The organism is Methylophaga sulfidovorans (assembly GCF_900114205.1).
Classification (GTDB): domain Bacteria; phylum Pseudomonadota; class Gammaproteobacteria; order Nitrosococcales; family Methylophagaceae; genus Methylophaga; species Methylophaga sulfidovorans.
Genome location: NZ_FOSH01000010.1, coordinates 92639 through 107156 on the forward strand (window position 1 = coordinate 92639; position 14518 = coordinate 107156).

General features: G+C 42.4%; 14 protein-coding genes. 4 read left to right on the plus strand and 10 right to left on the minus strand.

Annotated features, from left to right (window positions below; genetic code table 11):
* Positions 1 to 149: 149 nt before the first annotated feature.
* The 7 genes from BM232_RS09860 to BM232_RS09890 all read right to left on the minus strand — a co-directional run bounded on the left by BM232_RS09860 (position 150) and on the right by BM232_RS09890 (position 10145).
* Complete coding sequence (locus BM232_RS09860) at positions 150 to 3281, minus strand: type I restriction endonuclease subunit R (RefSeq protein ID WP_091714107.1); 3132 nt, start codon at positions 3279 to 3281, stop codon at positions 150 to 152.
* Positions 3278 to 4318: a virulence RhuM family protein gene (locus BM232_RS09865; protein WP_091714110.1), complete on the minus strand. Its 1041-nt coding sequence runs from the start codon at positions 4316 to 4318 to the stop codon at positions 3278 to 3280. Before BM232_RS09865 ends, BM232_RS09860 begins: the two co-directional genes overlap by 4 nt.
* Positions 4311 to 4433, minus strand: a complete 123-nt coding sequence (locus tag BM232_RS15225) for a hypothetical protein (RefSeq protein ID WP_281248289.1) — start codon at positions 4431 to 4433, stop codon at positions 4311 to 4313. Before BM232_RS15225 ends, BM232_RS09865 begins: the two co-directional genes overlap by 8 nt.
* 154 nt (positions 4434 to 4587) lie before the next feature.
* Positions 4588 to 5781, minus strand: coding sequence for a restriction endonuclease subunit S (locus BM232_RS09875; RefSeq protein WP_091714114.1), 1194 nt, complete (start codon positions 5779 to 5781; stop codon positions 4588 to 4590).
* Positions 5778 to 7340, minus strand: coding sequence for a type I restriction-modification system subunit M (locus BM232_RS09880; RefSeq protein ID WP_091714116.1), 1563 nt, complete (start codon positions 7338 to 7340; stop codon positions 5778 to 5780). The genes BM232_RS09875 and BM232_RS09880 overlap by 4 nt, the downstream gene beginning before the upstream one ends.
* A gap of 257 nt (positions 7341 to 7597) precedes the next feature.
* Positions 7598 to 9073 (minus strand): phospholipase D family protein, encoded by a 1476-nt coding sequence (locus BM232_RS09885; protein WP_177207305.1) that lies wholly within the window; start codon positions 9071 to 9073, stop codon positions 7598 to 7600.
* Between the two features lie 172 nt (positions 9074 to 9245).
* Positions 9246 to 10145 carry a LysR family transcriptional regulator gene (locus tag BM232_RS09890; protein WP_091714118.1) on the minus strand — a complete coding sequence of 300 codons (900 nt, stop codon included), beginning with the start codon at positions 10143 to 10145 and terminating at the stop codon, positions 9246 to 9248.
* A gap of 124 nt (positions 10146 to 10269) precedes the next feature.
* Here BM232_RS09890 and BM232_RS09895 point away from each other — a divergent pair, with 124 nt between their 5' ends.
* The 3 genes from BM232_RS09895 (at position 10270) to BM232_RS09905 (ending at position 12158) form a co-directional block, all read left to right on the plus strand.
* Positions 10270 to 10815, plus strand: coding sequence for a carboxymuconolactone decarboxylase family protein (locus BM232_RS09895; RefSeq protein ID WP_091714120.1), 546 nt, complete (start codon positions 10270 to 10272; stop codon positions 10813 to 10815).
* A gap of 246 nt (positions 10816 to 11061) precedes the next feature.
* Complete coding sequence (locus BM232_RS09900; protein ID WP_245752888.1) at positions 11062 to 11664, plus strand: glutathione S-transferase family protein; 603 nt, start codon at positions 11062 to 11064, stop codon at positions 11662 to 11664.
* A gap of 20 nt (positions 11665 to 11684) precedes the next feature.
* Entirely contained in the window at positions 11685 to 12158 is a 474-nt protein-coding gene (locus BM232_RS09905; protein WP_091714122.1) for a nuclear transport factor 2 family protein, read from the plus strand.
* 90 nt (positions 12159 to 12248) lie between these two features.
* Here BM232_RS09905 and BM232_RS09910 read toward each other — a convergent pair whose 3' ends face one another.
* From BM232_RS09910 to BM232_RS09915, 3 genes are read right to left on the minus strand one after another with little or no spacing between them, the layout of a single operon-like run.
* Positions 12249 to 13520 (minus strand): alginate export family protein, encoded by a 1272-nt coding sequence (locus BM232_RS09910; RefSeq protein WP_091714124.1) that lies wholly within the window; start codon positions 13518 to 13520, stop codon positions 12249 to 12251.
* Positions 13521 to 13556: 36 nt separating this feature from the next.
* A complete protein-coding gene (locus BM232_RS15130; RefSeq protein WP_245752892.1) occupies positions 13557 to 13637 on the minus strand; it encodes a cyanase in 81 nt (26 codons plus the stop codon).
* Between the two features lie 17 nt (positions 13638 to 13654).
* Positions 13655 to 13846 (minus strand): hypothetical protein, encoded by a 192-nt coding sequence (locus tag BM232_RS09915; protein ID WP_245752890.1) that lies wholly within the window; start codon positions 13844 to 13846, stop codon positions 13655 to 13657.
* A gap of 371 nt (positions 13847 to 14217) precedes the next feature.
* On the opposite strand from BM232_RS09915, the gene BM232_RS09920 reads away from it, so the two are divergent.
* Positions 14218 to 14518, plus strand: a 301-nt coding sequence (locus BM232_RS09920) for a transposase (RefSeq protein ID WP_143092277.1), incomplete at its 3' end; no start/stop codon positions are given.

A 14518-nucleotide genomic window follows, 5' to 3' on the forward strand; every position in this document is an offset into this window, starting at 1 on the left:
GGTGGGCAAAGCCCTAATCCATAGGTTATCATTTAAATGAGGATGTGTATATAATGTATTGATTTATATTATATTTACGCTATTTAATGCGTCTAATTAAGAGGCGATTCAATTACCATTCTTAACCTTTTACACGTTTTTTTCTGTCATTAAACCTTGCCTCCTACTCCTTTAAATTTCTCAACAAAAGCAGCAATCCTTTGAAACACGTTCTGTTTCTTAGTCAGGTATTGTGGATTTAATGGACTCATCTTGGGCAGAATGGTGTTCAATTCTGTACCTGCATCACTAGCGAACTCTCTTTTTAGTGATGTTGTAATGTAACGCCGTGCTTCTTCAGAATTCAGGTTTTCAATGTTAATCAGTTCCTCAGCCTCACGTTGTTGCTCGGCTTGGGCAAAGACAAAGAAGGCTTCAATGACACTGGCTTTTTCGCCAATCTGGTCAAGATCGGTTTGATTGATAAAGTCAACCACCAAGCTTTCCTTGGCACGGTTACCTAGGCTTGCACGAATAACGCGGCGAACTTCATCCACCAAGTCTGCTTTGCTTTTGTTCTTTTTGTTGTGCTCAAAAATCAGCTCAAGAATGTAATCTAAGTTAATCTCTTGAGATTTAAGCAGATCAACTTCAAACACGACATCATCCCAGTCGATGGTGGATTTTTCTTTATCTTCGGCTGACTTTTGGCGACGCTGCCATTCACGGATGTCATTATAGGTCGAGCGATAATCCTGAACCTTACGCTCAGTAGGCAAACGTATACTTTGCAACTCAGCCAACTTATCATCATCAAGGTAATGCTCGACTTTAAATGCTTCAACTGCTTCAGAATCACTTATATCAACGCTTTGCAGTGCTTTCAAACTGGCGAACTCATCGTAGTTTTGCAGGATATTCTCAACTCGTAGATATTCGCCAAAGAGTTTGGCAAAGGCTTTCTTGTCGGCTTCTTTTTCAATGTTGGATGGATCAGGAAAGCGCTGCTCCAGTTCACTAACCACTTCCATAAAGCCCCGCCTTGCTTCACCAGTAATCACATCGGTAAAGCCCTCCATGTATTCGGTATAGCTTTTTTCTAATACTACGTTTTTGGTGTTGCTATTACCAAATAAGGTAATGGCTTCCACCGTGGCTTTTTCCAAATCACGGAAGGTGACAATATTGCCAAAGGTTTTGGTTGCATCATAAATACGGTTGGTGCGCGAAAAAGCCTGCATCAGCCCGTGATAACGCAGGTTTTTGTCAACAAATAAGGTGTTGAGAGTTGGGGCATCAAATCCGGTCAGAAACATACCAACAACAATCAACAAGTCGACGGTTTCTTCTGGTGGTAGTTTATTACCATGGTCATCCTCGCCTTTTACCCGTTTTGCTAAATCGCGGTAATAGTTTTGAAAGCCATCACTATCAACGCTAAAACTTGATTTGAAGTGGATGTTATAGTCAGCAATCGCTTTATTCAAAAACTCCTTAGCACTGCTATTCATGGCAGAGACATCAAAGCTCTCATCAGCAATAGCGCCGATCATCCCTTGCTCTTCGTTAGCTGCAAACGAGAAGATAGTGGCGATTTTAAGTGGTTTCTCACCACCTTTCTGTAGTTGGGTGAGTGACTCATAGTAAAGCTTCGCTGACTCAATAGTGCTCACCGCAAACATGGCATTAAAGCCTCGAGCGCCGGGTTGTAAACGATGGGTTTTTTGGCGATAGTTTTTTAGAATGTACTCTGATATTTCACGGATCCGTTCAGGATGTAACAGTGCTTCTTTGTTTTCTGCAGCATTGAGCTTTTGTTCATCCTGCTCGGTTTCAATGGCTTTAAACTTAACGCGGACATCGTTGTAATCCACCTTAAATTTGAGCACCTTTTCATCCCGAATGGCATCGGTAATGACGTAAGAATGTAACTCCTGCCCAAACACGCTAGCGGTCGTTTCAGCACCCGATGCGTTCTCGGGAAAGATAGGTGTGCCAGTAAAACCAAATTGATAATACTTTTTAAATTTCTTTTGAAGATTCTTCTGCGCTTCACCAAACTGGCTGCGATGGCATTCATCGAAGATAAAGACCACCTGCTGCTTATAAACAGCAAGATCTCCTTCACTTTTCATCAGATTGTTGAGCTTTTGAATGGTGGTGACGATAATTTTGTTGTCGTCTTTGGCAAGATTTTTCTTTAAGGCTGCGGTGTTTTTAGAGCCATTAACGCTATCAGGTGAGAAGCGTTGATATTCCTTCATAGTTTGGTAATCAAGGTCTTTGCGGTCTACAACAAAAAATACCTTATCAATGAACTCAAGCTCAGTGGCAAGACGTGCCGCTTTAAAACTGGTCAGCGTTTTGCCTGAGCCTGTGGTGTGCCAGATAAAGCCACCGCCTTCTGGCTTGCTCCAGGTTTTAGCTTGAAACGAGCTGTTTATCTTCCATAATATCCGTTCGGCCGCGGCGATTTGATATGGGCGCATCACCAGCAGCGTATTGCTACTATCAAACACGGCATAATGTAGCAGCACTTTCAGCAACGTGTTTTTTTGGAAAAAAGTGGCAGTAAAATCCTTGAGGTCTTTTATCAGACTGTTATCGGCCTTCGCCCAGTTCATGGTGAAGTCGAAGCTGTTTTTGTTACGACTGACAGTGTTGGCAAAATATCGGGTATCGGTGCCGTTGGAAATCACAAATAACTGTAGATATTTATACAGAGAATGTTCGCTATTAAAGCTTTCCTTGCTGTAGCGATGTACCTGATTAAAGGCTTCTCGGATAGCCACCCCACGCTTTTTTAGCTCAATCTGAACCAAAGGCAAACCATTAACCAAAACGGTGACATCATAACGATTGGCATGACTACCAGTTTGCTCAAACTGTTTGATGACCTGGACTTTGTTACGGGCGATATTGTTTTTATCAAACAAGTAAATGTTTTGAATACGGCCATCATCAAACACGAAGTCATAGATATAATCATCATGTACTTTGCGAGTTTTATCGGTGATGCCATCACTGGGTTTGTCCAGATAGGTTTCAACAAACCGCGCCCATTCTCCCTCTGAAAATGTCACGTTATTCAATGATTGTAATTGCACACGGACATTTGCGAGCATCGCCACTGGATGATTCAAGCCGGGAACCAGCTCATACCCTTGATTCACGAAATCCTGAACCAGCTCACGTTCTAAATCACCCTCGCTTTGGTAGCTTTCAGCAACTTCCCATTGCTTCTCGTACTTATCTAAAACGATGAAGTTTTTCGACTCAGCGATGGCTCTGTAGCTTGTCATTTCTTAGCATCCTTGTTGTGCAACAGTTTTTTTATTGCTCGGTCAAAGTCAGACTCAATACTTTGTTGCTTGTTGAATTGCTCGTATTCTTGAAACGCCTTATTTTCAGCGTCTTTGCGTGATATTCGTCCGTAACCTTCTAAAATTTGGTACTCATTAAATGCCAAAAACTTATCTACGCTGGCCGCAAAGGCTTCCATGGTGAAGGTATTACGCCGTTCAATGATGCCTTCAATATAATCAAAGAACGATGATACAGTTCGCTCCAGCTGTTTGATCTCTTGCTCAGATAAGTAGTTCTTGGCAACAATAGTGTCGGACTTTAACACTCTACCTTTTGGCGCATTCTTGAACGTGGTCATGCCCATTAACGGCTTACTGGCATCAGCTTTTAACGAAATGATTTCAGCTGCAGTATGGCCGGTAATGGCAAAATGAAATTTGTCCTGCACATGGGCATAAAACAAACGCGTGGTTTCAGATTTAGAATCATAATCAATACTACACTCGGCAAAAATATCAGTGATTTGTTGATAAATTCGGCGCTCACTGGCGCGAATAGAACGAACACGTTCAAGTAGCTCTTTGAAGTAGTCCTTACCGAAATAACGGCCATTTTTTAGGCGCTCATCATCCATGGCAAAGCCTTTGATGATGTATTCTTTAATCAGCCCTGTGGCCCAAATACGAAACTGTGTTGCTTGCCTTGAGTTAACCCGGTAACCAACCGAGATCACTGCATCAAGGTTGTAATACTTAACCTTTTTAGTTTGTGTTTTCCCAGCAATAGCACCGTGTTCAGTGGTAGTTTCCAAAATGGAAATAACCACTTCAGGGTTTAACTCTCCACTTTCAAAAATATTCTTCAAATGTTTGGAAATAGCCGGCACACCCACACCAAATAGCGCCGCCATTCGGTCTTGCGTTAACCAAATAGTTTCATTACTAAGCAACACCTCAACTTTAATATCTCCACTCGGTGCGGTGTAAAGCAAAAACTCTGTGGTTTGATCTTGTAGACTGAGCTTATTAGTCATGGGTCAGCTCCCCAACGACATCGGCAATATGTACTTTTTGAACCCTGCGCTTTTGTGGAAACACGAATGTCTGGTTATCGCTACTGCTATAGCGAGTTTGCTTCATATTTGTCATCAGATCCTTCCTTGAATTTGATTTAATAAATGAACGGTTTGAATGGAAAAATAACTCAACTATGAGTGCTCTACATCCTCTGAGCTCACATAGCTTCTTTTCTACTTGGAAGGTAAGACTTTGCAGGATAATCCTTCCGAACATCAGAGACATCTCAAGCCACTTCCTTAGCAGCTGGCTTTGGGAAGCTCAGCAGTAAATCGCGATAATATTCGTATTGCTTCTGGCGTAGTTCGATTTCACGTGGTAGGCCTTCGGTGATGGAATTGGTTAGCGTGTCGAATTTGTCGAGGATAGTCGCCACGCGCCGTTGTTCATCTATTGTAGGCAATGGAATGGGTAATTTCTGTAGCTTGCCAACCGCCAGACCTGGTTGAGCAGAATGCGAAGCATATTGGTTGAGATTCATTACCGTTAACATATGAAAAGCCCAATTAATATCCACCTCACCGTTAGAAGTTACGACAACAGCATGTTCAGTGGCATAGAATTGACCTTTCATTCTTTGAACATTTCCGCAAAGTGCTCCCTGACGACCAATCAGCAAATGCTCACCATCATGACTTTTGTTTTCAACAAAACCTCGAATGCCATTCCCACCGAAACATGGATAAGAATAGTCATTACTAGGATTCGGCTCTATTTTATTTGCTGAGATATGTTGTCCAGCACGCATTTGGAACACATCCCCCAACGTCTTCCACTCCACTTTCCCTTCTTCAAAACTCAACAACTTATCCCGATAGTAGTTGTATTGTTTTTTGCGTAGGCTAAGCTCGGCGGTCAGCTCGGCGGTCATGGCGGTAAATGTGTCCAATATGCGGACGATTTCGGCCTGTATTTCCAGCGATTTTTGGGAGGTGTCTGGACATGGAATGGGGATATTTAGATTTTTAACGATCCCTGCATTGATGTTGGTCTGAGAGCCAGCACCGAGTGATTTTATATATTCGTATCGGCTTGATAAAAAATGAAACACATAGCGGTAATCGACAATCTGCTCATCTAGCTCTACGTTTGCACATGCTTGATTGGTTGTCATTGGAACCTTATTTATTCCAATTTTTCCGACAGTCGCTCCGTACATAGCAATAATAACGCAGTTTGCTGGGATCCATTTTGCGCTTGAGCTTTTGACCCCAGCTTCCGTAATTTTTACGCCAGTATCCCAGATTTCGCAAAAATCAACTTCCTGAGTACGTAACCAAGGAATATCTCCATCGTAAAATTCAGAAACGCCAGTCTTAGGTGTGCCGCCAGAAGAAATCTTTACAGAAATTTCATCTAAAGTCTTCCACTCCACCGTGCCTCCATCTAGTAGCTTTTCAATAAATCTTGTACTACTCATGCTCCTTGCTCCTCGCCCTCAATCTCCGCCACTATCGCATCAATATCTTCACGCAGCTGAGTAATCTTGGCGACAGTGGTTTTGAGTTCGGCATTGAGCTGACTAATGTCGACTACTTCGCGACTATCTTTGGCTTCAACATAACTGCTCACAGAGAGATTGTAATCATTGTCAGCAATTTGTTCATTCGGGACTGACTTCGCAAAGTGCTCGATATTCTCTTTGCTATCGAATACCTGCATGATGTCCTCAATATGCTTATCTGTGAGTACGTTGGTATTCGTTTCTTTTTTAAAATAAGCCTCGCTACTGGCATCAATAAACTGGGTATTGGTGTCGGGTTTATGTTTAGAAAGCACCAGAATATTCACGGCGATAGTGGTGCCAAAAAACAGATTGGGTGCCAGAGAAATGACGGTTTCTACATAGTTGTTCTCCACCAAATACTTGCGGATTTTCTGCTCGGCACCACCGCGATAAAAAATACCCGGAAAGCAGACGATGGCAGCACGGCCTCTGCCAGATAGATAACTAAGTGCATGTAAAACAAAAGCAAAATCCGCCTTGGATTTCGGGGCCAGTACACCGGCTGGAGCAAAACGTTCATCGTTAATCAAGGTTGGATCATCTGAGCCAATCCACTTCACCGAGTACGGCGGATTGGAAACGATGGCATCAAAAGGTTTTTCATCGCCAAAGTGAGGTTCTGTCAGGGTATTGCCCAGCTGCATATTGAACTTATCGTAATTGATGTTATGCAAAAACATGTTCATACGAGCCAGATTGTAAGTGGTGTGATTAATCTCCTGACCGAAGAATCCCTCTTCAATAATATGGGCATCGAAATGCTTTTTGGCTTGTAGCAGCAGCGAGCCTGAACCACAGGCCGGATCGTAAATTTTATTGACACTGGTTTGTTTGTGCATAGCCAGTTGAGCGATAAGCTTAGATACATGCTGTGGCGTGAAAAACTCCCCGCCTGATTTACCTGCATTGGCGGCGTAATTGGAAATTAAATATTCGTAGGCATCACCGAATAGATCGATATGGGCATCATCAAATTGGCCAAAATCCAAACCTGCCACACCTTTTAGCACATGAGCCAGGCGCTGATTTTTATCTTTTACGGTATAACCAAGGCGATTACTGGTAGTATCGAAGTCGGCAAACAAACCCTTGATATCGACTTCAGATGGATAACCACTAGCGGAGGTCTCGATGGCAGCAAAGATTGCAGCTAAATCGGTATTTAAGCTTTCATTGGTATTAGCTGCTTTCGTAACATTGATAAACAACTGGCTGGGATAAATGAAGTAACCTTTGGTTTTGATAGCATCGTCTTTGATTTCGGGGGTGATCACGCTATCGGGTAATTCAGCATAATGAATACTGTCGTCACCACCTTCTATATAAACGGCAAAGTTCTCGCTGATAAAGCGGTAAAACAGTGTACCGAGGACATATTGTTTAAAATCCCAGCCGTCTACCGCACCGCGAACATCGTTGGCAATAGCCCATATCTGACGTTGTAGGGCGGCGCGTTGTTGTGTGCTTGTCATGCTTTTTTTGTTTCCGTTTTAATGTGTTCAATGATGGTAAAAACGATCTGTAACTGTTCGTTATAGCAGTCGCTTTGTTTTTATATTAATTAAGCAGATCATCTATCTGTCATTCAAACAACAGCCATAGCTGCGTTTAAGTGAGATATACCGGAGGTTATCACGAATTTACTATTCACTTAGCTTTAAGTGATTTTAAGTTGAATTATAAATGTTTGACTCGAAAAGCAGCCAACATTAGCTATTGGTTTGATTTACTAAAACGTACTTAATCCTGTTGCTTCCATCCCACGATACAACAATCTGGGCCAAAGTCTTTCATCCGCATAGTTTTCATAATCCACACTGTAATGTCGGCCATAGAGGTTATACCAGCATTCATCAAACCAGCTTTGGCCACGTCGGAGAGGTACTGCGTTGGCTGGGCCTGTTAGTACGACACTGGTTTCGAGGTTGAGGTTATCCAGGTTACGTCGGGTGAAGTTGGTTGAGCCTAGAAGCATGGTTGTTTCGTCGGCCCCGCGGTGCATTAACCATTTAGCGTGACATTGTTCGCCGTGAGTATCACACCAGCGAACGGTAATACCGGTTTGTGTTAATTCATGGGCCACTGGACGGTTGGGGATGCCGTTTTTTTCTCGTCCGAAGGCGTCTTTATTTGGGTCCAGTAATACTCTTAAGGTCACGCCTCGTTTTTGTGCGGATTTCAGGGCGTCGATAATCTCGCGATCAGATAAGTAAAACATCGCCATATCCAGTTTATCGCCCGCTTTGGTTTGGTTAATCATGGCTAATGCGGCTTTTTCTACAGCCTGTTCGGTGACCACTTGAACGGTAAGGTTCGTTTCTGTGTTGTCAGAAGGTTGTTCTAGTTCGACTTTAGGCAAAGCTTTGCCCGACATTGCCAGCACGGCTTTTTCACTATCCAATAAATCCCAGGCTGCTTGTCCGTTAAAGCGTAAAGCCACATTGTCGTGGGCGCTGCTGCCATCGTGTGGATTAGCTGAGGTGACTAATGCGGTTAATTGTTCTCCATTATCTGCAATGATGAGTTTGCGATGATTCGCTTTGAAATTCATTAGGTTGAGATAACTTTTTATGGAGACTTCTCCTTCACCAAAAGGATTAGGTAGCCAGCCACCTTCTTTATTGCCAAACGGCTGAACAAATAAACGCCAGAAACCGGAATAAGCTGGATTGCTATCACGTAGTTTGCTCAGATTGGTTAGGATGACGGGTATGCCAGCCGCTTTCAGCTTAGCGAAATGCTTGGAAGGCAGCCCACCGTACACGCTATTAATAGGATCGGAAATAAGCTGTATTTGCAGATCAGGATAACGCTTTTTCTGTGCAATCAGAGCTTCGGTCAGTTCATCTGAAAGTGCCCGATGTTGTTCTGAACCCTTGCCTTGATAGTCGTTAAACAAAAACATATCAACCAGCACCAGGTGGCGAGCATTGGCAATCATCTCGAACACTTCATCGAAAATCTGCTGCTGTGTTTGACGCTCACCATCGACAGTGTAGGTTCTGTCTGCCAGAAACTGCACTTCATTTGCTGTGCGTTGTGGGCCTGAGAAATCAACACCCGGAGGCAATGGCTTGTTAACGTGATAGATGGCGACACCAATTGATATCAGAAGTAATAAGAATAGCCAACGCGATATACCCTTTCCCTTTCCGTACTTTTTAGTGCTGAATAAGGATCTGTGTTGTGGTTTTCTGAATAGCATGTTTTATCAGTCAGTCTGTTGAAGCATGAGATATTTTTATTATTAAGCTTTATATAGCCATTTAATTTAATGGCGAAATTAATGGTTTATATAAAGTAACATTATTTAATGATGTATTAAGTGATCGTGATGTTTATTGACTTCAGTTATTGGAAAAGCTGAAGAATCGCCTTTAATTTAGTGACGTTTGTGAACGTAGGTGCTCGACCATCCAGTCAATCAACGTTTTTGTTCTGGCTGAGGAATAGCGGCCTTCTCTATGCACGACATGCACCGGAACAGGCGGATGTTCGTAATCACTCAATATGACTTTTAAAGCCCCACTCTCCAGGCTATCTGCCACCTGATAGGAAAGAAATCGAGATATGCCCATATCGGCTAACACGGCTTTTTCAGCCGAGAAGTTATCGCTGACAGATAAAAATGGATCCACTCTGACGTGGATAGTTTTGCCATTATTCATAAACTTAAGTTCATTCGTTGGACTCATGCCTCTGGCCAGAATGATTCTGTGGTCAGATAAATCTTCAGGTTTTTTAGGAAAGCCATGCTCTTTCAGATAAGGAGTCGAAGCACATAAGACGCGGCGTATAGTGCCGACTTTAATGGCTTTATATGATGAGTCCTGTAATTCACCGATTCGTATTGCGACATCGACACCCTCATCCAACATATTGACCACACGATCAACAAATAAAGCATCGACCTGCATTTCCGGGTAGTTTTTTAAATAACTGATAATGCCATCCATCACATATAGCCTGCCGAATAAGACGGAAACGGTAATTCTGACCAGCCCTTTCGGTGTGGCATTTCTGCCTCTCACCGTGTCGTCGGCCTCTTCTGCTAACGCGACAATTTGTTTGGCATCTTTGTAATAACGTTGGCCGGCATCGGTAATTTGCAGGTGGCGTGTTGTTCTGTGCAGCAGCTTTACACCAAGACGGGTTTCCAGTTCTGACACTGCCCGGCTGACGGCTGGGGGGCTTAATCTGAGTTTACGTGCGGCACTGGCAAAGCCTTCATTTTCAACCACGGCCACGAAGACAGTCATCAAATGTAGTCGGTCCATTTATTATTCCACTATGCGTAATAGTTAATTAATCATTTAGCCTATTATTCTATTTCTGATAATAGCTAATAATGTACTTGCTGCAAACAAAACAGCATCAGTCACTGACAACAGGAGAACAGACATGAGCAGAATCAAAACTATTACTAACGATATAGCGAACGATGAACAAGCCAAATTGTTTGCCAACATCCAATCGTCATTAGGTGGTGTACCGAATTTACTTCGTGTATTTGCTAACTCACCAGATGCATTGAAAGCGTTTCAGGGATTTCATCACATTGCGAGCCATGGCTCTTTAGATGCCGCCACACGTGAACGTATTGCTTTGGCGTTTGCTCAAAAGAATCAATGTGGCTATTGCTTAGCAGCCCATACTGTCGTTGGCCGTAAGCGAGGATTAAATACCGATGAAATCAATGCCAATCGCCAAGGTGACAGTCAGGATGCCAAAGCCGCAGTTGCTGTGAAGTTTGCACTGAAGTTGGCTGAACAGACTGGTGGGGTTAGCGATGACGAAGTGCAGGAAATGTATGATGCTGGTTTCACTGATGCGGATATTGTTGAGGTCGTTATGCATGTCAGCATCAATTTATTAACGAATATTCTGAGTAAAGTCAGTCAGGTAGATATCGACTTTCCTAAAGTCGATTTGAATCAGGCGGCTTAAGGGATATTGCCCGGTCTGTATCAGATCGGGCAATTATTCTAAGGACGTTAATATGGCTAGAGCATTTGCAAAAGATCGCATTCGCCAATCATGTAAAACAGCTACAAACTGAAATGGGTTAGCCGGACCAGTTATCAAACATTACACCTCGTTATACGCAGGATGAAATAGCATAGTTTTTAGTTGATGAGTAGCGTTTAATTAATTGAAAATATGTATTAATTTGATTTCCACAAAAGTGACTTAATGATGATTTTATACAATATTTCAATATCAGGTAACTGCCATAAAGTACGGCTAATGTTAGCCTTTTTAGGCTTGGATTATCAGATGCATGATTTGGATTTAGGAGTATCTGAACAGTCCAGTGATGATTACCTGAGATTAAATCCATTTGGTCAGGCACCAGTAATTGATGATAACGGTGTGATCATTCGTGATAGTCAGGCGATTCTGGTTTATCTGGCGAAAAAATACGGTGAAGACAGGTTTTGGTCGGATGATCCGACTGAGTTAGCCCAGATCACATCATGGTTATCGACAGCAGCCAATGAGATGCAAAATGGTCCCGTCAGATTACGCGTGCACCATAAATTAGGACGACCTATCGACGTCAAACACGCCACCGATATCACAATAAAGCTGCCGAACATTATTAACGATCACCTAACTGATAAAAAATGGCTGGTCGCTGACAAATTAAGCATTGCCGATATTGCTATATACCCTTATCTGGCTTTGGCACATGAAGGCCAGATTGATATCAGCCCTTACCAGAACATCACTGAATGGCTGGCTCGTTTTGAGGCTTTGCCAGATTACGTGTCCATGCCAGGCATTAATTTATAAACCGACTATTGGAGAACCATATGACCACTGACACTAAGCCCCCTCTTCCGCCATTTGATGAAGCCACGGCTGCACAAAAAGTACGCATGGCTGAAGATGCCTGGAACAGTCGTGATCCTGATCGCGTTGTACAGGTCTATACCGAGGATACGATTTGGCGTAACCGTGCTGAATTTCCCCGTGGCCGCGAACAAGTCAGAGACTTTTTGCAAAAGAAATGGGCGAGAGAACTCAACTATCGTTTGATAAAAGAGCTTTGGGCATTTGAACAAAACCGTATAGCTGTGCGCTTTGCTTATGAATGGCATGATGACAGCGGCAACTGGTTTCGTTCTTATGGTAATGAAAACTGGGAATTTAATGAGCAAGGTCTGATGCAGCGTCGTTTTGCCTGCATTAATGATTTACCCATCAAAGAGTCTGATCGCTTATTTCATTGGGAATTAGGCAGAAGACCGGATGAACACCCCAGCTTAAGTGATTTAAACCTTTAAACAAAATACAGCTCTGGGCATTATCCTGGAGCTGTCATTATCAGGTGTATATAAAAAGTCTAATGACTCCCCAAACCATGCTCATACTATTTAATACTGCACTTGACCATATACCCAGAGCTTTTCTGTATCGACAGTCGCCAGTTTTTTATCACCGGAATGGTAGTCAGCGTACTTTACGCCGACAAGATAGTGTTTATTGAAAGTTTTCTGCAATAACACATCGATTTCATCACCCGCATCAAGGCTACTTTTGTCTGTTTCAAAATCATGGTAGACAGCGATTACTTTCAGGCCAACTACCTTACCGGAAAGTGTGAAGTATGTATCTCGTAAACCGACAGCAGGCGTAGATAGGAATATATCTGCCCAGCCTTGATAGGCATGGTTAGCGCCTAATAAGGTTTTAAAGCTTGATGTGCCATCGCCTTCTTGTAGTTCATAAGAGACTTTCGTTAACCAACCTTTATATTCGTCACCCAGTTCGGCCATGTAATAATTCTGATCATCCATGGTGCCGGATTTATACTGATCCTGATTGGCATACTCCATTGCATAAACCACGTTCAAATCATCATTAACCGGCTGACTACCACTGAAACGAACGCCCAGTGTTTTGTTTGATTTTGTTTTATACAACCCCGAATCATATTCAAGGAAATAGCCGTAACTCTCTAATTTACCTAATGGCACAGCTGTGTATTGAATATTAAATAAGTGCGAGTTCATATCCTCCGAACCATCTTCAACACCTAATACGGCATTGTCTGCATCATCACCCAGAACGGAGTTAACTTTATTAATATAGGCATAGCTGATTTGTGTGTCAGCCAGGCTTGTATTTTTCAGTGTGAATGCATCAAATGACTGATGATGTTGACGCCAAAAGAGATTGCCAATAAACCGATGCCAGGGTGTTTCACGATACATCAACTCTTGGCGACCCAAGCGAAACTGAGTATCAAATCCATTGTATTGCAGGTAAGCCTGATTCACTTCAGTGCCCTCTGGATCTGCAATCACCGAGTATTGATTTTTTCCTTGTGGCCCAGAGTTGAAGTCATACTTCTCATTGCCTAAAGCGATAACATTTTCAAGCTCAAGAAATCCTTTAAAACCTTCAAAGGCGCCTGTTTCATAGTCCAGGCTAGTACGAATAGTATAGGCTTCAGCATCTTTTCTTGAGGGATTATCATCTGAAACTGATTCATATCTGGCTCTGGATGAAAAACTGACTTTGCCGTCAGTTAATGCCGTATAAAAGTCATTGTCTGCCAATACAATGTTACTCGTTACACCGAGGCCTATACTGGCAGCATAAGCAAGAACGGTGGGTATTAATTTCCGCTTAATATTCAACATCTTCCCTAATTACAAAATGATGACGATCTACCTGTTTTATATAAGGTAAAAAAACTTACCGTCCATCGTAATGACAACACGATCCCCTTTCGGATCTTCCTGCTTGTCGACACTCATTGAGAAGTCGATCACACTCACAATTCCATCATCAAATTTTTCTTGAATGATTTCTTCAATGTATCGTCGTATACACCGACCACTTCATACAGACGATAAAATCGGGGGATAAAAAGGTACAGCGTAATGCCATACTTTTTGGGATACGCTTGCAATGCTACTGCAACTTCAGCATTCAAACCTAAAAACTTCACTAAGGTCTCGGCCACTTATTGTGAAGTACTGTTCATGATCAAACAAAAGGAGGTTAGCTAAACAGGCTTGTATTCTAGATGTAACAACAGAAACACCAACACAAGAACAGATTGTATATGATTGAATTTACTGTGTTTTTATCAGGTGAAGTATAAAAGAATAAATGATGATAAATCGTAATTAACTAAATATCGTCAGCATTTATTTAATCCAAGTTATAACAAATATTTCTGCTTCCGCTGATGAGGATAATTGGAAATGGATAATAGAACCGGCAATTGTCAGACTCTAATACCCGCTTCCATCAACAATATATTGGCTTTGGCAATTGAATAAAAAGATAAGGGGCTGATCCAGATAATACTTAAAAAGGTATTATCTGAGCATGAGAAAAAGCCGATTGAGCTGGTACAAGCAACAGCGATTAATTGAGTTATTTGTAGGGGGAGTAACAGCCCGCACCGCAGCATCTTTAGTTGGTGTGAATGTGAAAACAGCCATTGGCTATTTTCAACGTTTAAGGACGTTGATTTATGAGCATAGTGAACACCTTGAATTATTAGAAGGTGAGATCGAAGCTGATGAAAGTTATTTCGGTGGCAGTCGCAAAGGTAAGCGAGGCCGAGGGGCTGGAGGTAAAGTACCGGTGTTTGGCCTGCTAAAGCGCAATGGCATGGTATTTACGG

Coding starts and splice junctions, on each gene's coding strand:
- BM232_RS09860 (WP_091714107.1), bottom strand. CDS start 3,281: ATGACAAGCTACAGAGCCATCGCTGAGTCGAAAAACTTCATCGTTTTA.
- BM232_RS09865 (WP_091714110.1), bottom strand. CDS start 4,318: ATGACTAATAAGCTCAGTCTACAAGATCAAACCACAGAGTTTTTGCTT.
- BM232_RS15225 (WP_281248289.1), bottom strand. CDS start 4,433: ATGACAAATATGAAGCAAACTCGCTATAGCAGTAGCGATAACCAGACA.
- BM232_RS09875 (WP_091714114.1), bottom strand. CDS start 5,781: ATGAGTAGTACAAGATTTATTGAAAAGCTACTAGATGGAGGCACGGTG.
- BM232_RS09880 (WP_091714116.1), bottom strand. CDS start 7,340: ATGACAAGCACACAACAACGCGCCGCCCTACAACGTCAGATATGGGCT.
- BM232_RS09885 (WP_177207305.1), bottom strand. CDS start 9,073: ATGCTATTCAGAAAACCACAACACAGATCCTTATTCAGCACTAAAAAG.
- BM232_RS09890 (WP_091714118.1), bottom strand. CDS start 10,145: ATGGACCGACTACATTTGATGACTGTCTTCGTGGCCGTGGTTGAAAAT.
- BM232_RS09895 (WP_091714120.1), top strand. CDS start 10,270: ATGAGCAGAATCAAAACTATTACTAACGATATAGCGAACGATGAACAA.
- BM232_RS09900 (WP_245752888.1), top strand. CDS start 11,062: ATGATGATTTTATACAATATTTCAATATCAGGTAACTGCCATAAAGTA.
- BM232_RS09905 (WP_091714122.1), top strand. CDS start 11,685: ATGACCACTGACACTAAGCCCCCTCTTCCGCCATTTGATGAAGCCACG.
- BM232_RS09910 (WP_091714124.1), bottom strand. CDS start 13,520: ATGTTGAATATTAAGCGGAAATTAATACCCACCGTTCTTGCTTATGCT.
- BM232_RS15130 (WP_245752892.1), bottom strand. CDS start 13,637: ATGAGTGTCGACAAGCAGGAAGATCCGAAAGGGGATCGTGTTGTCATT.